The sequence below is a fragment of the Winogradskyella sp. genome (assembly GCF_013213835.1).
In the GTDB taxonomy this organism is placed as follows: domain Bacteria; phylum Bacteroidota; class Bacteroidia; order Flavobacteriales; family Flavobacteriaceae; genus Winogradskyella.
Map to the genome: position 1 here is coordinate 127965 of NZ_JABSSU010000006.1, position 23164 is coordinate 151128.

The following is a 23164-nucleotide window of genomic DNA, read 5'->3' on the forward strand; positions in this document are numbered from 1 at the left end:
AAAAGAAATAATATGAAAAACAAAAGCAAATTACCAAAGTCTAACCCAAGTAAAATATGGGATAATGTCGGAGCAGGCAGAACAACAACCAAACCCCCAACATTTTTAAAGCCTAAAGATTCAACACCAAAAAAATGAAAATAATGGCAAAGCAGAATAGCACCAGTAAAACAAAAACAGTAAAGATTGATTTAGGTAGGACAACTACTAAACCATCTAATTCATTGAAACCAAAAGTGAACAAGAAAAAAAAATAGTGCTTATGGAGTCATTATCCCGATATAAATCAATAATCAAATGGGTGTTTTGGCTCACATTAGTTTTGATTGTATTTCTTACGTTTCAGGCTATAAATGAAACTGATGATTGGAAGTTCTTAGATGTTGATTTTAATACAAGAGACCATATAATTTCTGCATATGGTTCTCTAATCGGAGGAATATTAGCTTTCCTATCCATTCTTTTTGTTCTTTATCAAGTTTATGAACAAAGAGAGCAAATAATTATTGAAAGGGAAGAATCAGCAAATGATAAGCTTCAAGATTTAAAAGATCGTCTTTTATTGTTAACCAATTATTTACAAACATTAGAGAAAGATATAGTTAGACACGGAGAAAGAATGGAGACATTTTTTAAGGCTGAAAATGAAAATCCATCAACAATGAATACTATGTATTTTAATACAAATAAAAATTTTGAAAGAGTTATTGAAATGGATATCCTTTCGAACTTTAAAGCGTTTCAAGCATTTTTTAAAGAGGATGAAGAAGATTGGCAAAAGCAATTTGTTAACCTATACGAAATATCAGATTTTTATAATGAGGCATTTAAAGACTTAAAGAAAAAGTATACTTTCCATATTGAAGACAAAGTAGCTAAACAAAAACAAATTGCTGCTGAAATTATGGAGTTATTAAATGCAAATGCTCGATTAGTGGATGACTATAGAATAAAGTTTGGCGCAGCAGATTATTTAACAAAGCCTTGGGCTAATTTAATTAACGAGTATAATCCTGCTCATTATGAATATTTACAAGAAGTACAAGATGCTGGAGATGTGCCAGATTTTAGACATATATCTGATAATCTTTTATTGCCATTTATTCAAACTGCTATGGATATAAGAAGAGATGACGGATATGATGATTTAGGGAGCAGAAATATCATTGAGCTTGCTTCCACAATTAGAAAAAAAATATGGGACGTTGAAGTTTATAGTCTTCAATATGCAGGTGATATTGAAAAACAATTCAATAGTTATTTTAGTTTAGAGAATGATAATATAAATGAGCTTAAAGACATTAAAGCGAAAATCGATGCTAAACTTTAATTAATCTATTTATGTAACATTACACTCATATTCTATGCAAGAACACCTCAAAACCAATATACTTAACTTTAAATGGCCCAATAGTGCACCTACAATATTTTTATCGTTAGATGATATTGAAGGAAGCCACCCAATCCATAAATCAAAGTTTTCTAAACAAATATTAGAGGCGTTTCCAGAAACAGATTTATCGCAAACAGACGAAATTTACACCTCGTTTATTGATGAAATACCTAACACACCAAGTATTAAATTAAATTTAGTAGATGGTAGGGAATTAAGAATCTACAAACAATATTTAAAACATCAGTTAAGAAGCTAATTTAAATCTAAAGAGTATATAGTTGTCAAAAACTTTGTAGGCGATGTACAAGTGTGGATGCCATCACTTAAAGGTAATACAGAGCAGTATAATTTGTTTTATAAGTTTTCATTTAAAATTCAGTTCGCTAAACTTACAGACTTACCAGAGCTTATTGTATCTTATGATGGCACATCAAAAGTACTCACTACTTCTGTTAAGGATATTGAGGATACAGAGTTAATAAAGCGTTGCGTATATGTACAAAAAACCTTCAACTACCAAATGAACCTCGATACAGAGGAAAAAGAAGAATTTTACAACGCAATAGAATTTGATAAGGCATTCCCAATTTTTAGTTTACCGTTAGCCAGAGCATTAAATATGCCTATTGAAGACCCGGTAAGACCAGCTAATAAATACCAAAAGTATGTAGCACTTATTAATAATTTTGCGACCAATTATCTGTTTACAGATGAGTTTAAAGTCATTTTCCCGTTTAAAAATGATGCATTTATTGATGTGCCACGTAACCGCATAAATCATATTAATCCACAATTGGGTTTATTGGAGTTTGGTAAAGACCAATATGGCAATAAAAAAACACATTTAGTGCCTAAATTGGCAATGAATAACCTTAACCCATACAAAAGACCAAACAACCAAAATATTAAGTTCTTCTTTGTGTATCATACTTCACACAAAGAAGCAATTAAAACCTTTTACAACAACCTTAAATTTGGTGTTAACTCTCAAAAAAAATATTTTAAAGGGATTGAAGCGTATGTGAACATTAAAGCAGCAACTTCTAAAGAACACTTTATAGAGTTTACTCATCAAAATGACCCAATACCTGAAATAACTGAACAGTTAGAAAACCTCTCTTTTGACCACGATAATGTGCGTTATGCAGCATTTTATTTAAGTCCTTTCGATAAGTTTACACCTAATCCCGAAGACAGAGAAATATACGTCCGTATTAAAGAATTATTCTTAAACGAAGGTATAGTAACCCAGGTGGTTGATTATGAAAAAATGGTAGTTAATATTGAGAATCAATATAATTTTCAGTTTTCTTTACAAAATATGGCATTGGCTATTCACGCTAAATTAGGCGGCGCACCTTGGAAGTTGGCCGTAACCGACAAAAAAGAACTCGTCATTGGTGTAGGAGCGTTTACTAATCAAGGAGAAAACAGGCGATACATAGCAAGTGCCTTTAGCTTTCAAAACAATGGACTATTTAGAAAGTTTGAATATTTCGACCAAACAGAAACAGATTTATTAGCAGGTAGTATATGTAAAGCCATTAGAGATTTCACATCAGTGGCAGAAGCAGATAAAGTGGTTATCCATTTCTATAAAGAAATGAGTTATGAAGAATTAAAGCCTATAATTGAAGGAATGCACTCATTAGGTTTAAAAGTACCTTTATATATTCTCAACATCAATAAAACCGAAGCTGAAGATATTATTGCTTATGACCTCAATTGGAATAAAAAATTAATGCCAGTAAGTGGTACATACATACGTATAAGCGAAAATCAATTTTTACTATTTAATAATGCACGTTATCCTAATTCCCAGCGGTATGCAGATACAGATGGCTATCCATTTCCAATTAAAATTAAGATAAGTAGTCCAGATGAAGATGCTTTTGAAGATGCAGATGTAGTCTTAGAATTATTAACACAAGTGTATCAGTTTAGCAGACTATATTGGAAATCACTTCGACAACAAAATGTACCCATTACTATAAAATATCCAGAAATGGTGGCGCAAATTGCACCTTGCTTCGAAAAAGGTGTTCCAGAAGATGCAAAAGATAAATTATGGTTCCTATAAAGTACAGAGAATAAGTAGATAAGGTGTTAATTCTATATAGTATAATAATTGGTTTTGAAGGATAATTACCTTATATTCTATCTAAGCTAATCTATAGTTTCATAAAATATAAGTTAAACACTCAAAAAACATTTTAATTCTTTAGAAGTATTATCTGTTTTCCAAACAGAAATAATATTACGTTTAAATTCTTTATCAGTCAGAGGTACATATACAACAGTATCAGAATGTGTCTTTGGCTTTGCCATAAGAGATATACCTAAATTTGAGCCTACCAGTGAAGTAAGCATATCACTATGATTAGCTTTAAAAACAACATTTAGATTTAAATTCTGTTGCTCAAACGCCTCTAAAACTTGTTTATTAAGCACACAATTTCCATGTTCTATAAAAGGTAGGTTATTGAGTTCTTCAAGTTTTAGTTGACTTTTATTATTAAGCTCATGTGTTTTACATATCATAACATCAAGCTTCTCTTCGTAAACAAATTGTTTTGAAAACAAGTTATCATCTATTGGTTCATCTTGAATAAAGATGATATCTAATTCTTGCTTCTTTAGACGTTCAAGCAATTGGTTTTGATTATCCTCTATAAGCTCAAAATTATAAGCTTCATAGAGTTCTTTAAATTTTTTCAGAACTGGTACAACAGCATCAGTATGATGAATTGTGTTAAGCAGTCCTATCTTCAAAGTTTTGTTACTATTCTCTTTAAATGAAACTTCAATATTGTTCCATAATGCTAGCAATTCTTTTGCTTTTGGTAACAATATCTCACCTTGTTTGGTTAGGTTAACATTTCGTTTATCTCTATAAAAAAGCTTGCAATCTAATTCTTGTTCTAACTTCTTTATTCCTGCTGAGAATGTCGACTGTACAACAAAGTTTTTTTCAGCAGCCTTTGTAAAGTTTTTATACTGAGCTAGAGTCACGAAATATCTAATTAACTGAAGATTCATAGTTCAAATATTTTCTGCAAATATATCAATAAATCGTAATAATCGATTTATTTTATCTAAAAATTCTGTTTTTTAGATAAATAAAGTCGTCGTTACTTTGTACCAACAAAATTATAAACGACATGAAAAAACAATTTTTTGTAGTTGCAGAACTAATTGCACAAGAAGGAAAATTTGAAGAATTAAAACAAATCTTTGAAGAATTAGCAGAAGAAACCAGAAAGGAAAAAGGAGCTGTAGAGTACTTTTTTATAGAAGACCAGTCTAAACCAAACACACTTCTTTCAATAGAGAGATGGGAAAACACTGATGAAGAGGCAAAACACTGGGAAACACCCCATTTACAAAAAGCATTAACAAATGCAGATAGAATAATGGTAAACAACAGAGCTATAATACATAAAGGATTTAAAATTATTTAAAATAGAAAACAATGAGTAAAACAATATTAATTACAGGAGCTGGTTCAGGACTTGGTGAAGGTACCGCTTTCGGATTAGCAAAATTAGGTCATAAAGTAATTGCTACAGTTGAAAACTGGCCACAAAGAACATATCTTTTAAATAAAGCTAAAGAAGAAAATGTGGATATCATCATAGAGAAATTAGATTATTTGAATGACGATGATATAGACACTATCGTTAGAAAATATGGAGACCTAGTAGATATCATAAATCTAAATGCAGCCACTGGAGAAACTGGACCAGTAGCAGAAATTCCAGTAAAACGAATTAAAAATGTGTTCGAGGTAAACGTCTTTAAAACTATCGAAATAGCACAGCGTTTTGCTAAGCTTTTTGTTGAAAAGAAAAAAGGTAAAATTATATTTACGTCATCAATAGCTGGATTTTTTACATTCGAATTTTTAGGACCTTACGTAGCATCTAAACACGCCTTAGAAGGCTTAGTGCAAACAATGCAAATTGAATTAGAAGGTACAGGAGTAACTGTTGCTACAATTAATCCTGGACCATTTAGTACAGGATTTAATCATAGAATGTACGATACTGTTGACCAATGGTTTGACCCTGAAGCTAATTTTTCTAACCCAGATGCAATAAAGAAAGTACAAGAACTTTTTGCTACAGGAGGTATAGAGTTTGACCCACAAGGAATGATTGATTATATGATTGAAAAAATTCCTGCGGATAAACATAAATTTAGAAACGTATACCCTGATGATGTGCTTAAAGATGTCAACGATTATCAAGCATTATTATGGGAAAAAGAAGTAGGTGAATAACCTTTTTATTTAATGTCAAATTACAAATACTCGGTTAACTTCAATTTACCGAGTATTTTTGTTTTAGTATAATGTACAAATCAATCACATACTCTCAGTTACAAGCATCGTTTCGTTACTTTAGAAGTCACGATTTTTTGCGCTCATTAGCTATGACTTTACTTATGGTAAGCTCTGGTTATCTACTTTCTATAATAGGCTTAAACCAATGGATAGCAGGTATATGTATTGGTATTTTACTTTTAAATTTCAACGATGTACAAGGTAGTTTTACTTATCGTTTAAGGGCGATGATTTTAAATTCACTTTTAAATGCAATTATAGTTATTGTTATTAATGTTTTACAGTTTTCATTACCCTTAGTTTTACTATCTATAGCAGCAATATCTTTCACTTTATATCTACTAGCGGTATTTGGTAAACGAGGTGAGGTTTTTGCATTTTCTGCTTCTTTGGGAGTGGTTTTAAGTCTTGTGAGGCAATACCAAGGAGTAGATTTAATATACTATGCTATTGCAGTTTTATCAGGTGGACTTCTCTATACTATTATATCTTCTGTATATCATTTATTAACAAGAAAAAGACAAATAAATGAGCAACTTGGTGAATTAGCAAAACTTACTTCAGATTATTTAGAACATCGAATTTTACTTGCAAAACAGTCAGATTTTAAAGAAGAGGTAAATCAAAGATTACTCGACTTACAAGTAGCTATTATTGAGAAACAAGAAAAACTAGGAACATTAATACTATCGGATAGTAAAATAAATCATCATAATAGCTCTCGTAATAGGCAAATGTTTTTACTTAAAGAACTCATTGATATTATGGAATTAGCAGTCGCTAATCCATCTAATCTTGCTAAAATTAAATCACTTCCAGATGTTACCCCTCAAACATTTGAATCATTTTTAGAGCTTGCAGAACAAATAGCACAAAGACTAGTAGGAATTGCTCAAGAATTAAGAAGCTTTAAAATAAACACTATAGATTCTAAACCGATAGAGTACATTAAAACTGAAGATACTATTCAAAATTATTTGAATGAAATAGGATTACCTAGAGCACGCGAAGGTGTCTTGCTAATGACTAATTTACTCGATTACTACAAATTACAAATAAACCGCTTGGTAGCTATCGAAACTATGATAGGTACACCAAATAGTCATAATGAACTTGCCTTGTCACATTTTCAGCAGACTCAGTTTTTAAAAGATGAAGTATATAGTTTAAAACAGTTAAGAGCCAATTTAACTATAAATTCACCAGTATTCAGACAAGCTGCTCGTATGTCTATGGCATTGGTTATGGGATATCTAGTTGGTTATGTATTAAATGTTGAGAAAGTATACTGGATAATGCTAACCATATTGCTAGTGCTACGTTTTAGCTATGGTATAACATTAAAAAGAGCTAAACTGAGAGTTTTAGGAACAAGTATTGGTGCACTTTTAGCACTATTATTAGTTCAGTTTTCTACTTCAATACCGTATTTCGTCTTATTAGCAGCCATGGGTATGGTGTTTTCTTTTTCATTACTAGAAAGAAACTATATGTTGGCATCATTGGCAATAACCATTTGTGTTGTCTTTGCATTTGGTTTGTTAGACCCAAATGTATACTCGGTAATTCAGTTTAGATTTATTGATACACTCATAGGTTCATTAGTTTCTATATTAGTAGCTTATTCAATTTTTCCGTTTTGGGAAGTTTACTCATTAAAGAAAAATATTTTTAAAGCACTCACCGCAAATCAGCTGTTTTTGCAAAATATATTAGCATCAAATCAAGACGATACTCAATATAGGTTGAAACGTAAATCAGCATTTCTTAACAGTAGTATATTAAATGCTAATTTTCAACGATATAAACAAGACCCACATCACAAACAAAAAAAATCAAATGTACCTTATGATTTAGTAATGTTAAATCATACACTTGTTGCTTCAGTTACTAATTTGGGTAATTATTTGAAAGAGCGTAGTATTCCAAAAATTGAGATGCTTCTAGAAGATATCGCAGTAGATTTAGACAACAATTTTAAGTCTATTTTAGCTTCAATAGACCATCAAGAAAACACACAACCATATTTAAAACTTCAACAATATTGGGAGAGACTAGAAACAAAGCGTAATAAAGAATATAACGCTGGTCAAATTATTATTGAACCAGAGTTCAAACAAGAATTTCAAGATGTGCAAATGATTCAAAACGAAATCGAACGCATTAAAATGCTTTTACAGTCTATTAGAAATATTATAACTACCTCATTTTAAAGATATTTCATTTTTAAACTATATAAAATCTAATTTATCGATTATTAACATCTAAAAAATCTGTTTTTTAGATTTATTTGTTCGCCGTTACTTTGCATTGTAAATAAAAAACAATAGCAGAGATGAAACATATACATTTAGTTAACGGACACGAATACTACGAGTTTTCTCAGGGAAAATACAATCAAACATTATTTGATGTTCACGAAAGAGTATTAGGTAAACACTTCAAATTAACCAAGACAATTATCAATGATGGTTATGATATCGCTCAAGAACAAGAAAATTTCAAAAATGCAGATTTAGTCATTTTTCAATTTCCTATTTACTGGTTTAGTGCACCAGCATTATTTAAAAAATATATGGATGAAGTTTATGCTTATGGTGTATTCTTTGGTATGGGAAGCGAATCTAACAATTCAGACAAACCTCAAAAATATGGCTTTAGTAATGGTCTAATGAATGGTAAAAAGTATATGCTTTCTATCACCACAAATGCACCTGAAGAAGCTTATGGTGACCCTGATGGTTTCTTCGAAGGAAAAGATTTAGAAGAATTCTTATTCAATATTCATAAAACACATCAATTCTGTGGTATGGAACCTCTTAAAAGTTTTGCGGCCAATAATGTCATAAAAGAACCGCAACCAGAACAACACATCAAAGAGTTAGAAAAGCACTTGGATGCAACAATTGTAGAACCTTTTTCAGTTTGGGGCTCAAGCTGTAACAAATAAATATAAATAATTACATAAATTAAATCAAAATGAGTACAGAAACATTAGAAGCAAAAAAAACTATTGCTACGCCAGATTCGTCATATAAAATGTTGATTGGTGGAGAATGGGTAGAAAGCAATACAGGTAGAACTTTTGAAAACATTAATCCTGCAAATGGTGAAAAATTAACAGAGTATCCTTTAGCAGATGCAAGTGACATAGACAGAGCTGTAAAGGCTGCAAAAGTAGCGTCTAAAACTTGGGGTAAAACTTCAGCTACAGAGCGTCAAAATGCTTTATTAAAAATAGCTGATTTAATGGAAGCTCAAAAACAACGTTTTGTTGAGTTAGAAGCATTAGATACTGGTAAACCAGTAAGAGAAAGTGGATTATTTGATGTGCCATTAGCAATTGACCATTTCCGTTATTGGGCAGGTGTTATACGTTCACATACTGATGAAGTAGCAATGATTGATGATAATACAATGAGTATTGCTTTATCTGAGCCAATTGGTGTTGTAGGTCAAGTTGTACCTTGGAACTACCCTATTTTTATGGCAGCTTGGAAATTAGCACCAGCAATTGCAACTGGTAATGCTGTTGTATTAAAACCATCAGAATTAACTTCAATTACAACTTTAGAATTAGGTAAAATCTTAAATGAAGTATTACCAGAAGGTGTTGTAAATATTGTAACTGGATATGGTCCAGAAGCAGGTCAAGCTATTTTAGACCACGAAGGAACAGATAAATTAGCATTTACTGGGTCAACTCGTGTTGGATATGCTGTTGCTGAAGCTGCTGCTAAAAAATTAGTACCTGCTACTTTAGAGTTAGGTGGTAAATCTGCAAACATTGTATTTGAAGATGCTAATTGGGATAAAGCTGTTGAAGGAGCTGTAGCTGGTATCTTATTAAGTCAAGGTCAAGTTTGTGAGTCTGGTTCAAGATTATTTGTTCACGAAGATATCTATGACAAGTTCGTAGCAGAGTTAAAAGAACGTTTTGAGGCTGTAAAAGTTGGTGACCCAATGGATGAAACAACTCAAATGGGTACTCAAATGAGTCAAGCACAATTAGACCGTGTATTAAGTTATATCGACTTAGCAAAAGAAGAAGGAGCAACAATCTTAACTGGTGGTAACAGAATTACTGAAAATGGTTTAGACAAAGGATTCTTTGTAGAGCCAACAATTATTGTTGACGCTAAAAACGAAATGCGTATTTCTCAAGAAGAAATCTTTGGCCCTGTATTAGTAGTTATTCCATTCAAAACTGAAGAAGAAGTAGTAGCAATGGCTAATGATAATGATTATGGATTAGCAGGTGCAGTTTGGACTCAAGACATCAACAGAGCTATAAGAGTATCTAGAGCAGTTGAAACAGGTAGAATGTGGGTAAACACATATCACGAAATTCCATCACACGCACCTTTTGGTGGATATAAAAAGTCTGGCTTAGGTCGTGAAGCATACAAGTCTATGATTTCAGCTTATACTAGAACTAAGAATATTTATATCAGTACTACTGAAGGAACACACGGATTGTTTTAATAGCAATTTCTTTAAGACTTTAGAGCTGGAAAATAACCAGCTCTAAATGTCTTTTAAACTCTAAGTTTTAAGTTTAACGCTTTTATACAAGCAAGAAAATAACGAAATGACATTACAAGATAGTTTAGATAAGTTAAAAGAAAGAATTGAAGGCGGAATGCCACCTCAAATTGTAAACATAATGCACCAAGCTACTGCAGATTTGGAAGCATCAGGTATTGGAGAAGGTATTTTAAAGGTTGGTGATAAAGCACCTGAATTTAAATTACCAAACCAAGATGGAAACTTGGTATCATCAACTGAATTACTAAAAAATGGACCATTAGTGGTAACCTTTTATCGTGGTGCATGGTGTCCTTACTGTAATACCGATTTAGGTAATCTAAAACGTTACACTGCAGAATTACAAGAATTCAATGCAACAATGATAAGTGTATCGCCTCAAATGCCACAATACAACAAACAAATTACAACGCAACAACGTTTAAACTTTGATTTATTAAGTGATTCAGAAAACAACGTTGCTAATGAGTTTGGTTTACGTTGGGAAATGGTTGACCCATTAAAGAGTTTGTATAGAGACAGTTTTGGAATCAACTTACCTAATTATAATGGTGATGAGTCTTGGACTTTACCAGTTCCTGCGCGTTTTATCATTGGTACAGACGGCATCATTAAGTATGCAGAATTTTCAATAGACTATACAAAGCGTCCAAACCCTGACGTTTTAGTGAAAGCATTAAGTGAAATTTAAATCAGTTTCACCCTTGATAAATTAGAAACGACTATGAACTTTCAATAATCATTGGGTTCATAGTTTTTCTTTTTTATTCAAATTAACCTAAAGCAATATCAATTTTACAAGGTTCAAATTCAACCTCATCAAAAGTATGAAACGTCCAATCACTTAAAGATTTAAGAACTGGTAATAGAGCTTCGCCTTTTGGAGATAAAGAATATTCTACTCTTGGTGGTGCCTCAGCAAAACGTTCTCTAATAATAAGACCATCCTCAGCAAGTTCTTTCAGTTGGTCTGTCAATACCTTTTTAGATATCATTGGCAGAAAAATTAAGAGTTTACCAAAGCGTAAACTTCCATTAGATAAGATATATAATATTATAGGTTTCCATTTACCACCAATGATATTCATTGCGTGAACTAAAGAACACTTATTTGGGTTTTCTATTACTCTTCTTGCCATAGGTTACTTTGTTGTTACCACTATTTTTACTGGGATTGATACAAAGGTTTCAAATTTAAACTAATATTAGTTTATTTGCAAAACTAATTAAAAAACAATTACTATTATGAAAAAAATATTCGTTATCAATGGTCATCAGTACTACCCTTTTGCTGAAGGAAAACTTAACAAAACTTTCGTTGATAAAGCTACAGAACTCTTCAAAGGTGAAGGTTATGAAGTGAAGTATACAGCTACAGAAAAAGAGTATAATGTAGATGAAGAAATTGAGAAATTCCTATGGGCAGATGTAGTGTTTGTGCAATCACCTTTAAACTGGATGGGAATCTCTTGGAGTTTTAAAAAATATTTAGATGAAGTACTTACAGCTGGTATGATGGGTAAACTTTCTGCTGGAGATGGTAGAAGTGCTGAAACACCAAAAGAAAACTATGGATTAGGCGGATTATTAGATGCTAAATATATGTTCTCATTTACAGCCAATGCACCAAAAGAAGCATTTAATGACCCAAATGAAAAGTTCTTTAAAGGTATTAGTGAAGATGATTTGTTGCTACCAATGCATTTAAATATGGAATGGTTTGGCTTAAAGCCTTTAGCTACTTTTTTCGCTTACGATGTAATGAAAAATGCAGATATACCTATCGATTTAATTCGTTTCGATAAACATATCAAAGAAGAGTTAATTCAAAAAATATAATAACTCAATTAAAATTTAATGTACGCAAAACGAAATTATTCGGTGAAGATAATGCTGTTATGGACTCGTAGAAATATCTACAAGTTCATCATTATAGCTGCAATTCCTACCATTTTATATGAAGTTTTTGATTGGAAATTTCTTCACTTACCATGGCTACCTATAGCATTGGTTGGTAGTGCTTTGGCATTTATCGTCAGTTTTAAAAATAATGCGTCTTATGGTAGACTCTGGGAAGCACGTAAAGTATGGGGTGGCATTGTTAATGCTTCACGTTCGTTTACCATTATGGTTAATGATTATATTACCAATGAGCATGCAAATAAAGCACTTGACGAAGCAGAGTTTTTTAAAATCAGAAAAACTTTAATAATGCGCCATATAGCATGGTTAACATCTTTAAGACATGCGCTAAGAGTTCAAAAACCTTGGGAAATGTCAAATGTTAATGCTTCAGATAGAGAGTATATGAGAGATATATTCATTAATGAAAGAGAATATACGCTTAATGACGAATTAGAAGGATACCTTAGTGTTGAAGAAAAGAAATATGTCCTAAGTAAATCTAATAGACAAACAGCTTGTTTGAATTTACAATCAAAGCATATTAGAGATTTAAAAGAAAAGGGGTATGTATGGGAGTTTTCATTTTTAGAAATGGAAAATATGATTGTAGAGCTATTTACACTTCAAGGTAAGCTAGAACGTATAAAGAATTTCCCATATCCAAGACAATTTGCAACACTCAACTTATTCTTTGTATGGATATTTATTTTCCTAGTACCTTTTGGTATTATCAATGTATTTGATGAAATAGGTCAAGACATTATTACTTCAACAGAGAATCCTTCTGAAGTTTTAAAACTTATAGGTAATGTATTTGTGTGGCTTACTATTCCATTTAGTGTTATTGTCGCTTGGATATTTCATACTATGGAGCGTATTGGTGAGGTTTCAGAAAACCCCTTTGAAGGTATTGCTAATGATGTTCCTATCACAACAATGTCTAGAGGTATTGAAATTGACATAAGACAAATGATAGACGATGACCCAACAACAATTCCAGAACCTATTGCTGAACAAAACGGAATTCAAATGTAAAAACATGTACTACAAATAAATCATTAAATGAATATATAATATGAATAATTCTGATAAACAACGATTAATCAAATTAGCCGAAGAAGACATACCTATCCATAAATATTGGGGACTGAAGGTGCTATCACTTGAAGAAAATATGATATGCGTTAAAATGCCGTTTAGAAAGGAATTTGTTGGAGACATCAGAAGAAATAGATGGCATGGAGGTATTATAGCAGCAGTTATGGATTCTTTAGGTGGAGCAATAGGTGTTATTAATTTTCAATCACCAGAAGATAAACTGTCTACTATTGACTTAAGAGTAGATTATTTACGTTATGCAGAAGCAAAAGATATAATCTTTGAAGGCGAGCTAGTGCGTTTGGGAAATCGAATAATGGTTGCAAAAATGAAAGCACAACAAGAAAATACTATAGTTGCAGAAGGTAAAGGCGTATATAATTTTATTAGAAAAGAATAAACAATAAGTTTTAAAAATATGAACACACATAGAGCAATACCACAATCTCAAGCACCAGAATTAAATATCAAACTTTTAAATGGTGACAATTGGAGTCTTAAAGACCAAGACCCTAACTTTTTTACAATGGTTGTTTTTTATAGAGGTCTGCATTGTCCTCTATGTAAAAAATATCTAGAAAAACTAAATAATTTGGTTGATGACTTAAACACTAAAGGTGTAGATGTTATCGCTGTTAGTATGGACCCAGAAGTAAGAGCGCGTAAAAGCAAAATGGATTGGGCAATAGATAAAGTGAAGCTTGGCTATGAAATGGATGCAGAAACAGCAGCAAAATGGGGTCTGTATTTAAGCGAAGCTATTTCAGCATCAGAAACACCATTGTTTAGTGAACCAGGTCTATTCTTAGTAAAACCAAATAACGAGGTATACTACGCAAATGTAAGCTCTAATCCTTGGGGTAGACCATTTTTACAAAGCTTTGTGCCTTTAATGGATTTCTTAAAAAATAGTGGCTATCCAGCAAGAGGAGAAGTAACAAGCATTTAATAAGATGAAACAAATTCTAATACTTAGTTGTCTTGTTTTACTCTTTGCTTGCAAATCAGAAAAAAGAACAGACAACCTTAAACAAGAAAACACAATACAAAAAGAAGAACCCAAAATGGAAAACTTAAAAGTACAGTTAGAAGCCAAAAAACAGCAATATGCAGATAATTGGTCGAGTGAAACCTTAGCCTTACACGAAAATGGAATTGATGTAGTAAAAAAAACTGGGATTACAGCGAGTGCTTTTCAAGTAGGTCAAATGGCACCAGATTTTATCCTTAATAATGCTTTAGGTAAAGCCATAAGCTTAAATGAGGTTTTAAAACAAGGTCCAGTAGTGCTTACTTGGTATAGAGGTGGTTGGTGTCCTTATTGTAATTTAACACTACGTGCTTTGCAACAAGCATTACCTGAAATTAAAGCTCAAGGAGCAACATTATTAACCTTAACACCTGAAGTACCAGACGAATCTCTTTCTACTGCCGAAAAGAATGAACTAGAGTTCGAGGTGCTAAGTGATGTACACAATAAAGTTGGTAAATCATATGGTGTTGTGTTTAAAATAGAAGAAAATGTAGCTCAAGCCTATCAAAATGGATTTAATTTACACTCTTATAATGGTGATGATAGTGATGAGTTACCTATGGCAGCAACATATATAATTGGTACTAATGGTATTATAAAATGGGCTTTTTTAGATACAGATTACCGTAATAGAGCTGAGCCAAGTGATATCGTTAATGAACTAAAAAAACTCTAAGTTTTAGACTTAGTTTAATTAAAATGGAAAAGCAGTGTAAATCAATTTTGCACTGCTTTGTTTTACTTATAAATAATATTTTCATCAATTCAATTAATAAATCGTTTTTATCGATTTATTAAATCTAATAAATCTGTTTAGAAGATTTATTTTCAAGTCATAACTTTGCAGAGTAATTAAGTACAAACAAATTAAAACATAAAATATTATGGGAAAAGATATATTCAGTGTAATAGCTTATGAACCTGGCTTTCATGCACCAGCACTACCAACATTGACAGATAATATAGAAACAGAAGATGTATTCGATATAGATTTTGACAACTCTATAGTAGAACGTGTAGAAGTCCCTGAAGTTCCTGGTGCGTTTCAATTACTTAACGTATTAACAGAGGAAGAGACTCAAAAACTAATTGACATTTCTGAGAATTTAGGTTATGATGAAGATTCACCTGTATCATTACCTCACGAAGTACGTCATAACGAAAACTTCAATTGGGTAGTTAGTGAAGCTGTTGATAAAACCATCTGGGAACGTTCTCAACATTTAGTTACCGAAGAATGGCAAGGACAAACTGCAAAAGGGATTAATGCACGTTTTCGTTTTTATAAATACAAAAAAGGAGACTTTTTCAAACCTCATACAGATGGTGCATGGCCTGGGAGCAGAGTTATAGATGAAAAATTAATCACAAATGCCTATCCTGGTCTTTACAGTCAATATACATTTCTAATTTTATTAAGTGATAATTTCGATGGTGGAGCAACACAATTTATGGTAAGTAAAGCAGACCCTAGTAAACCTGCTAGAACAGAAGGTGATATCAATGTTGTGAATGTAAGAACACCAAGAGGTGCTGTATTATGCTTTCCACATGGGTCACATCCATTACATTGCTTACATTCTAGTGAAGAAATCACAAGAGGCACAAAATATATAATAAGAACAGATATTTTATTTGGATAATATGGAAACTATAAAATCATTCAACCCAGCCAATGGTGCATTAGAAGGTGAAGTAACAATAACACCAATCAATCAAATTAAAGAGATTGTAAACAATGCACATAATGCTCAAAAGCAATGGAAAAAATTATCTGTAGACAAACGTATAGATTATCTTGAAAAAGCAACACGTAAAGCTTCACCACACGCTCAAGAATTAGCAGAATTATTGAGTAGAGAAATGGGTAAAGATTACCGTCGTTCTTCAGGTGAAGTTAATGGTGTTATCAATGGCGCATCTTATATAGCATCAGAGGTAAAACAAGCCATACAACCACAAAAAACAGGTGGTGGCACTTTACATTATATGCCATTAGGTGTCGTTGGTGTAATCTCACCTTGGAACTATCCATTAGCAATGTTCAACAACTTAATGATTCCAGCATTAATTGCAGGTAACACTGTAGTGCTAAAACCATCTGAAGAAACACCTTTAGTAGCACAGCGTTATATAGAATTATTAAATGAAGTATTACCAGAAAACGTTTTACAAATCATCCACGGACGAAAAGAGGTTGGTCAAGCTTTGGTTGAATCAGACGTACAAATGATTGCCTTTACAGGCTCACAAGCAGCAGGTAAAGATATTATGAAGCGTGCTGCATCAGGAGTAAAACGCTTAGTAATGGAATTAGGTGGTAATGACCCAATGATAGTATTACCAGATGCTAATGTAAGTCACGCAGCACAGTATGCAGTTGGTGCAAGTTTAGAAAACTCAGGGCAAATGTGTACAGCTGCAGAACGTATTTATGTACACGAGAGTATTAAAGAAGAATTTGAAAATCAAGTGACCAATATAGCTTCTCAATATCAAATTGGTACTTGGGATGACCCTAATACAAATGTATTTCCTATAATAAATGACAAACAACGTACAAATATCATTTCGCATATTCAAGATGCTATAGATAAAGGTGCAAAAGTACTATTAGGTGGTACAGAACATCCAGAGCATTTTGTAAAACCAACAGTACTAACAAATGTACCTGAATCAGCAATAATGGAATCTGAAGAAACATTTGGCCCTGTTATCAGTATTTCTAGTTTTAACTCAGTTGAAGAAGTAGTAGAAAGAGCTAATAATAGTAGATATGGTTTAGGAGCTTCTGTGTATGGTAATGACAATGTAGATGAAATTGCTCAACAATTAGAAGCTGGTATGGTAGGCGTTAATAAACCTGCAGGTGCGAGCCCTTGGGTTGGTGCAAAACAAAGTGGATTTGGTTACCACGGTTCTATTGATGGTCATAGACAGTTTACACAATTAAAAGTAATTAATTAAGTATGAGATAGTATTAGTTGATTCTAGTGAGTGCTTATGTGGTTTACTTAAACAATTTTATTATCTCATTTTCTAAGACCTATAATATCAATGCAGGTAATAAGGTGTTCGTCAGTTATTCCATTTTGTTCCATAAAGCATAATCACAAATGCGATGCATTGGTGCTTACCATAAGTAGCATAACTGCGGTGACACATCCTCGTTAGTACTATTTATTTGCTTTAATTCACACACTACACAACTTCCTCACCCGCAGCTACTCTTGCACCCTAAAACCCAATAATGTATGCGCTTGTGGCGCATTTAAAGTTAATTAGGGTGCACCGCTGCTTAATAATTTGGCTCGCCTGCTGTTCGCTTCGGGCTAATCAGGGTGTCACAGTTTTTGAAGGCATCCATTTTGCATATAAAATAACCGCTTCAAGTAAAAAGAAATTTTGGATTAGTCTTAAAGCGGATATAAATATTGATTAAATAGTCTTTAAATAACAAAGCGGATTATTATATATTACAAACGCGCAGCAAGAGTAACGCATTCAGTCAGCTATTTCAGCGACCGCACATATCATTTTCAAAATGACAATTGCTCGTTAGTAAAAAACCAAACCCTCAACTTCCTTTATATCCTTATAACCCTTAAACTCGGATTTAATTAATTGAAAAACTCACAATTGCTAAATTTTAAAAATGAAACCAACCTTCAATAGCTTCATTTAATTGTTACACTTGCTTTCCACGCTACACCCAGGCTATAGCCGACGGCATCAAAAAACTGCGCCACCCTTGCGTTTTCAACGTAGGCGTGGTAGCCTTATCAGGCTATTTTCCCACACCACCCTTGCTCAACTCGCTGGCGGCTCGCTATTATGGCTATCGCCATACGCTACGCGATTACCTGCTTAAAAAGAGTAACTTTGAAATATGATTGATGATTTGAAGAAGTTATTTCTACGTTTTAATTATACCGATGAAAGAGGTTTTATTCTTAATGTTCCTTCTTTAAAGAATGGAGAGCACTTAACATTAGGTTTTGATAATAAAAGAAAAGAGTTCAATATTCATTTTACCGATGATAATATAAATGAACCAGGTGCAAAACGAAGAGAGTTTATATTTGTAATGTCCGCATTTCGCTTTTTCCTATTTTTAAAACGTTTTGAAGTATTCTACAATCAAAGCATTATCAATCTTGTCTTATCATCCAAAGTCAATCTTGGTAAGCTAAAAAAACATAAACTCATTGTTAACACCTTTGTTACATCAGAGGGGGCAGAAGACAAACTCATTCATAAGAGAAAAAATGGTAAACATTGGAAATTTAGAGAAAATTTCGATTGGGGTTTAATAGCAAACAATTTCAAATACCTTGAAGAATCAGATTTAAATTCAGATAAAGTTTTAATGGCATATAAATACAATAAAGGCCATTTATCACATCAGGGATTCATATTTAATTTTGAACATTTGAAAGGTGTTTATTTTATTCAGATTAAAAGATTCAATCGCTTTGCAAAGAATATGGCAATTGCAATGTATTATTACCTAAATACTTATCCAACAGAAGAAACCTTACCATTTAGGCAACTAATGTATGAGCGACTTAAACACCCTTATTTGAACAAACAAGAAGAAAAAAGATTACAAAGTTAGCTGGCTTCCTTCATCCCACGCTCATCATACTATAAAGTTCAAGCCCTACGGGTTTTGAAAAAAATATTGTCCTTTCGTTAGGTGCAAATTTCAAACCCCTTTCCATCAGCAATATTTTTTCCAAAAAACTTGACAGTATGTCAACGCCATCAACGAAAAGGCTTTCTTTTTTCTCTTTTTCTTTGTAAAAAAAATATTCATTTTTTTATTTCTGATGCAAAAGGAAGCAATCTGAAGCAACAAAATCCATATCTAACGAATAGCATAAAACTTGCCATATATTCAATCGGAAGGTACAACTTCGTGTTAAGTCCGTACCAAGTCCGAAGAAAAATAAGTTTCAATTAAATTATTTATGTTATGGGTAAAATTTCCCAAGGTATTTTAGGAGGGCTTTCAGGTAAGGTTGGAAACATTATCGGTGGAAGCTGGAAAGGTATTGACTACATTAGAATTAAGCCTTCAAGTGTAGCAAATCCGAGAACTGTAGGTCAAGTAAACCAAAGAACCAAGTTTACTGCTACTTTAGAATTTTTACAGGCTGTAAAATCTTTTATTAAGTTAGGTTATAAAGGGTTAGCTGTTAAGAAAACAGAATTTAATGCTGCAATGTCGTATGTATTGAATAATGCGATTACAGGAACTGAACCTAACTTTGTGGTTGACTATCCAAATGCTTTAGTAAGTCGCGGAGGTTTATCTGTTGCGTTAAACCCAACGACTGATTTAACAACTGCAGGAGAAGTAACTTTCAATTGGGATGATAACTCTGCTGAAGGTAATGCCAATGCTACCGACAAGGCAATGTTATTGGTTTACAACCCATCAAAAAAGGAGTCTATTTCTTTACTTGATGGGGCAGACCGAACAGCAGAAACTCAAATTGTTGCGATTCCAACAACCTACGCAGGAGATACAGTAGAGCTATTTATGGCGTTTATTTCTGCTGATGGTAGTCAAGTATCTAACAGTTCTTATTTAGGCTCTGGTACAGCTAATTAATGCTTGGTGTTTTTATTTGGAAACCGCTCTAATCGAGCGGTTTTTTTATGCTATATTAGTACTTCAATTTGTTAATGTTTACTCTAAATTTACTCTTTTTATGCGTTTTTTGTACCCTATTTGTTGCCCAAACGCATTAATGCCAATAAACATAAGGGTAGTTAAATATTGTATTGGGAAATAGTTTATTCTTTTTTACCTTGTCATACAACTTATTTCTGATTTCTTTGGATAAAATGTGAGTAGTCTAATTATTCATATATTATCTTTGGATCAAACAAAAGTTTGATTGAATTTAACTGATAATTTTTCGGATATTGACAAATCTATAGTTGTTTTACCATTCAAAAATATGAGTGGTGATAATAGCTACGATTACTTTTCTGATGGTATTACCGAAGAAATTATCAATGCGCTATCAAAAGTTGAAGGGCTTAAAGTAACCGCAAGAACATCTTCGTTTGCGTTTAAAAATAAGCCTACGGATATTAGAATCATAGGAAATGAGTTGGGTGTCACAAATGCGGTTGAAGGTAGTATTAGAATTGCAAAAGATAGGATTCGTATATCAACGCAATTAACACGTACTGATAACGGATTTCTCTTATGGTCCGAAAAGTTCGACAGGCAATTAGACGATGTGTTTGCACTACAAGATGAAATAAGTCTGTTGATTGCAGATAAAATAAGAGAGAACTTTGGACATATTGAAATTGAGGATTCCCTATCAACAATTCATACGCAAAACTTAAAAGCCTATCAATGGTATCTCAAAGGCAGACATTATCAATTAACCTGGAATTTGGTTAATATGGAGAGAGCTATTGAATTTTATAAAAAAAGTGCTAATATCGATTCCAATTATGCAGACCCATTAGTAGCGATAGGTTGGTGTTACGGAATAATTGCAAGTTGGCGTCATATAGATAGAGATGAAGGCTTGAAAAAAGCAAATGAATATCTTACAAAAGGTTATAAGTTAGATCCAAATTCTTATATGGGACATTTTTCGAAAGCTACAATTAGTTTTTGGGGTAACTGGCAGTTTAAGAAAGGCTATCAAGAATTAAAAAAATGTTTGGAGGTTAATCCGTTCTATGGTGATGCAAACGAAGCACTAGCAGAACTGTATACAGCAAATGGGCTTTTTGATGAAGCTTTAAAGGAAACAGATCATATTCTTAAAATAAATCCGTTATCGCCTAATCACTACTATACAAGAGGTAACATTTTCTACCTACAAGGTGATTTTGATATGGCAATAAAATGTTTTGAGAGTTCTTTAAAGATTGATACTACTTTTGATTTAAGCAGACATCTAAAATTAGCTTGTCTGATATTCAAAAAGAATAAAAAAGATGCCATAACATTCGCAAGGACGTTTTTAAGTGATAAGTTTTTAGCTATAATTGAAGAGTTATATAATGCCATTAATAACAATCAGACTGCCGAATATAACGAGTTGTTGTTAACCGATGGAGAAAACTTGATGGTCTTTTGGGATTTATATTACTTAGTATATTGTAATAAAGTAGAAGAAGCTCTAAACCGTTTAGAGGTATTGGTAGAAGATAGAATCGGACAAGTTATCAACTTCCAGTTTGACCCATTTTTAGAACCATTAAGGGAAACGAATAGATATAAAAAATTAGTAGAAGGTGTTTCTGCGAGTGAAGAAATTAAGAATCTAATTGTTCCGCAATCAACCTATACATCAGTATTAACATTCTCTGATGCTGATTCCTCAAAGTTAAAAGCACAATTAGACAAGGTTTTAAGCAAGTCCAAACTATATTTAAATCCAGAAATATCGTTACGAGTATTAGCAAAAGAATTAGACATCAACCCAAATAAACTGTCAAAGTTCATTAACGATAATCTAAAAACCAATTTTAATGAGCTTATCAATACCCATCGTTTAGTCCACTTCAAACAAATTTCATTAAAACCAGAAAACAAACATCTTACCTTATTAGGGCTAGCCTACGATAGTGGTTTTAACTCAAAGACAGTTTTTAATACTTACTTCAAAAAGGTAGAAGGAATAACACCAAAACAGTGGTTAAAGTTACAACTTTAGAAGTTGAACCTATACCTTTTTTATTTCATAAATAGTTATCGGTTGCTCTTTCCCTTTAAGTTGATGTTGTCCTTTATTAATAACTTTATAGCGTTCACCTAAGCTTAATTTCTTAATTGAGTTTTCAGAAATTAGTAAATCAGCATTGTAAGTATTCGTGTAACTTAAAATTCTAGCTGTAGTATTCAAAACATCACCTGTAAAGAAAATGTCTTTTTTTAACGCACCTATCTCACCTGCAGTCACTTGGCCGAAATGTAAAGCTGCTTTGAAATCTGGTATAAAGTTGTATTTTTTCTGAAAGTAGTTTTTTTGCTTTTGCAAAGCAATTTTCATATCAAAAAAGCATTTAATACAGTGATTATCTTTTAAACCTGTATTCAATTTCCAAGTAATGACAATTTCATCACCTACATATTGATATACCACACCGTAGTTTTTTAAGATAGCATCTGAAAAACTTTGATAGTAGTCTCTTAATAATTTGAAGTACATTTTATGACCTAATTTTTCAGCAATAGTTGTAGAATCTTTCATATCTACAAACATAAAAATTCGGTTTTCATCCACTGGTTTGTGATAACGACCAGTGAAGAAGTTATATAAAATGTTCTGTCCTATATTTTCGCTAATCTCAGCATAGAGCAATGACGCCATTAAAGAGAATAAAAGTTGAATACCTGTGCTAATATGTGTAATGCTGTAGAAGAAAATCAAATATTGGTTCCATACAGCTTTACTAAAAACCGAAGCTTTCATTTCTATGCTAGCTGCAAGCATATAAAAAACAAATATTAGTATGAACATTATAAGGCCATACAAAAAAAACTTCCCAAAGAACTTTTCTGGAAAACTCTTATTTGTGAATAAATTATTGATATAGAAAACCTCGATTACACCTACAAAACATCCTATGAAAAAAATGCTTGTACTGGCAAATAGAACAATTATGGGTGTTATCCTTATGGCGGATTCGGGTGTATTCGAACCGTCACCTAAAATTGCATATTCTGTCCATAGGAAAGCCCAAGAAATAAATAACCAGATGATTCCAAAAGGGAGTATACGTTTAAGATAATATTTGTTTTTGGCCGATAGTGACATTCTTACAAAGTAATTAAACTTTTCAACTAATACTT

23 protein-coding genes are annotated in these 23164 nt (G+C 32.4%); 20 read left to right on the plus strand and 3 right to left on the minus strand.

Going from position 1 to position 23164, the window contains the following annotated elements; genetic code table 11:
• The first annotated feature begins 12 nt into the window (after window positions 1-12).
• The 4 genes from HRU50_RS10785 (at window position 13) to HRU50_RS10800 (ending at window position 3476) form a co-directional block, all read left to right on the plus strand.
• Window positions 13-138, plus strand: a complete 126-nt coding sequence (locus tag HRU50_RS10785; RefSeq protein ID WP_296351094.1) for a hypothetical protein — start codon at window positions 13-15, stop codon at window positions 136-138.
• A 124-nt stretch (window positions 139-262) separates the two neighbouring features.
• On the plus strand, window positions 263-1330 hold the full coding sequence (locus tag HRU50_RS10790) for a hypothetical protein (protein WP_296351095.1): 1068 nt from the start codon (window positions 263-265) through the stop codon (window positions 1328-1330).
• 34 nt (window positions 1331-1364) lie between these two features.
• Entirely contained in the window at window positions 1365-1652 is a 288-nt protein-coding gene (locus tag HRU50_RS10795) for a hypothetical protein (RefSeq protein ID WP_296351096.1), read from the plus strand.
• Between the two features lie 57 nt (window positions 1653-1709).
• The gene (locus tag HRU50_RS10800) at window positions 1710-3476 is read left to right on the plus strand and encodes a Piwi domain-containing protein (RefSeq protein ID WP_296351097.1); all 1767 of its coding nucleotides are present in this window, start codon (window positions 1710-1712) and stop codon (window positions 3474-3476) included.
• Window positions 3477-3589: 113 nt separating this feature from the next.
• Here the strand turns inward: HRU50_RS10800 and HRU50_RS10805 are convergent, their stop codons facing one another.
• Entirely contained in the window at window positions 3590-4435 is an 846-nt protein-coding gene (locus HRU50_RS10805; RefSeq protein WP_296351098.1) for a LysR family transcriptional regulator, read from the minus strand.
• A gap of 122 nt (window positions 4436-4557) precedes the next feature.
• On the opposite strand from HRU50_RS10805, the gene HRU50_RS10810 reads away from it, so the two are divergent.
• From HRU50_RS10810 to HRU50_RS10835, 6 genes are all read left to right on the plus strand, one after another.
• Window positions 4558-4857 (plus strand): antibiotic biosynthesis monooxygenase, encoded by a 300-nt coding sequence (locus tag HRU50_RS10810; RefSeq protein WP_296351099.1) that lies wholly within the window; start codon window positions 4558-4560, stop codon window positions 4855-4857.
• Window positions 4858-4868: 11 nt separating this feature from the next.
• The gene (locus HRU50_RS10815) at window positions 4869-5678 is read left to right on the plus strand and encodes an SDR family oxidoreductase (protein ID WP_296351100.1); all 810 of its coding nucleotides are present in this window, start codon (window positions 4869-4871) and stop codon (window positions 5676-5678) included.
• Between the two features lie 71 nt (window positions 5679-5749).
• The gene (locus HRU50_RS10820; RefSeq protein ID WP_296351101.1) at window positions 5750-7954 is read left to right on the plus strand and encodes an FUSC family protein; all 2205 of its coding nucleotides are present in this window, start codon (window positions 5750-5752) and stop codon (window positions 7952-7954) included.
• Between the two features lie 122 nt (window positions 7955-8076).
• Window positions 8077-8691 (plus strand): NAD(P)H-dependent oxidoreductase, encoded by a 615-nt coding sequence (locus tag HRU50_RS10825; RefSeq protein WP_296351102.1) that lies wholly within the window; start codon window positions 8077-8079, stop codon window positions 8689-8691.
• Window positions 8692-8720: 29 nt separating this feature from the next.
• On the plus strand, window positions 8721-10226 hold the full coding sequence (locus HRU50_RS10830) for an aldehyde dehydrogenase family protein (RefSeq protein ID WP_296351103.1): 1506 nt from the start codon (window positions 8721-8723) through the stop codon (window positions 10224-10226).
• A gap of 106 nt (window positions 10227-10332) precedes the next feature.
• Entirely contained in the window at window positions 10333-10980 is a 648-nt protein-coding gene (locus tag HRU50_RS10835) for a peroxiredoxin-like family protein (protein WP_296351104.1), read from the plus strand.
• 82 nt (window positions 10981-11062) lie between these two features.
• Here HRU50_RS10835 and HRU50_RS10840 read toward each other — a convergent pair whose 3' ends face one another.
• Entirely contained in the window at window positions 11063-11428 is a 366-nt protein-coding gene (locus HRU50_RS10840; protein ID WP_296351105.1) for a helix-turn-helix domain-containing protein, read from the minus strand.
• Window positions 11429-11534: 106 nt separating this feature from the next.
• Here HRU50_RS10840 and HRU50_RS10845 point away from each other — a divergent pair, with 106 nt between their 5' ends.
• From HRU50_RS10845 to HRU50_RS10890, 10 genes are all read left to right on the plus strand, one after another.
• A complete protein-coding gene (locus HRU50_RS10845) occupies window positions 11535-12128 on the plus strand; it encodes an NAD(P)H-dependent oxidoreductase (RefSeq protein ID WP_296351106.1) in 594 nt (197 codons plus the stop codon).
• An 18-nt stretch (window positions 12129-12146) separates the two neighbouring features.
• Entirely contained in the window at window positions 12147-13229 is a 1083-nt protein-coding gene (locus tag HRU50_RS10850; protein WP_296351107.1) for a bestrophin family protein, read from the plus strand.
• 40 nt (window positions 13230-13269) lie between these two features.
• Window positions 13270-13692, plus strand: a complete 423-nt coding sequence (locus HRU50_RS10855; protein WP_296351108.1) for a hotdog fold thioesterase — start codon at window positions 13270-13272, stop codon at window positions 13690-13692.
• An 18-nt stretch (window positions 13693-13710) separates the two neighbouring features.
• Entirely contained in the window at window positions 13711-14241 is a 531-nt protein-coding gene (locus HRU50_RS10860; RefSeq protein WP_296351109.1) for a peroxiredoxin-like family protein, read from the plus strand.
• A 4-nt stretch (window positions 14242-14245) separates the two neighbouring features.
• On the plus strand, window positions 14246-15001 hold the full coding sequence (locus HRU50_RS10865; RefSeq protein WP_296351110.1) for a peroxiredoxin-like family protein: 756 nt from the start codon (window positions 14246-14248) through the stop codon (window positions 14999-15001).
• Window positions 15002-15209: 208 nt separating this feature from the next.
• Window positions 15210-15968 (plus strand): hypothetical protein, encoded by a 759-nt coding sequence (locus tag HRU50_RS10870; protein WP_296351111.1) that lies wholly within the window; start codon window positions 15210-15212, stop codon window positions 15966-15968.
• A 1-nt stretch (window position 15969) separates the two neighbouring features.
• Window positions 15970-17292: an aldehyde dehydrogenase family protein gene (locus HRU50_RS10875; RefSeq protein WP_296351112.1), complete on the plus strand. Its 1323-nt coding sequence runs from the start codon at window positions 15970-15972 to the stop codon at window positions 17290-17292.
• Window positions 17293-18226: 934 nt separating this feature from the next.
• Complete coding sequence (locus HRU50_RS10880; protein ID WP_296351113.1) at window positions 18227-18943, plus strand: hypothetical protein; 717 nt, start codon at window positions 18227-18229, stop codon at window positions 18941-18943.
• 360 nt (window positions 18944-19303) lie between these two features.
• Window positions 19304-19945 carry a DUF6266 family protein gene (locus tag HRU50_RS10885; protein WP_296351114.1) on the plus strand — a complete coding sequence of 214 codons (642 nt, stop codon included), beginning with the start codon at window positions 19304-19306 and terminating at the stop codon, window positions 19943-19945.
• Window positions 19946-20234: 289 nt separating this feature from the next.
• The gene (locus HRU50_RS10890; RefSeq protein ID WP_296351115.1) at window positions 20235-22025 is read left to right on the plus strand and encodes a tetratricopeptide repeat protein; all 1791 of its coding nucleotides are present in this window, start codon (window positions 20235-20237) and stop codon (window positions 22023-22025) included.
• 9 nt (window positions 22026-22034) lie between these two features.
• Here the strand turns inward: HRU50_RS10890 and HRU50_RS10895 are convergent, their stop codons facing one another.
• Complete coding sequence (locus HRU50_RS10895; protein ID WP_296351116.1) at window positions 22035-23129, minus strand: adenylate/guanylate cyclase domain-containing protein; 1095 nt, start codon at window positions 23127-23129, stop codon at window positions 22035-22037.
• Between the last annotated feature and the right edge of the window lie 35 nt (window positions 23130-23164).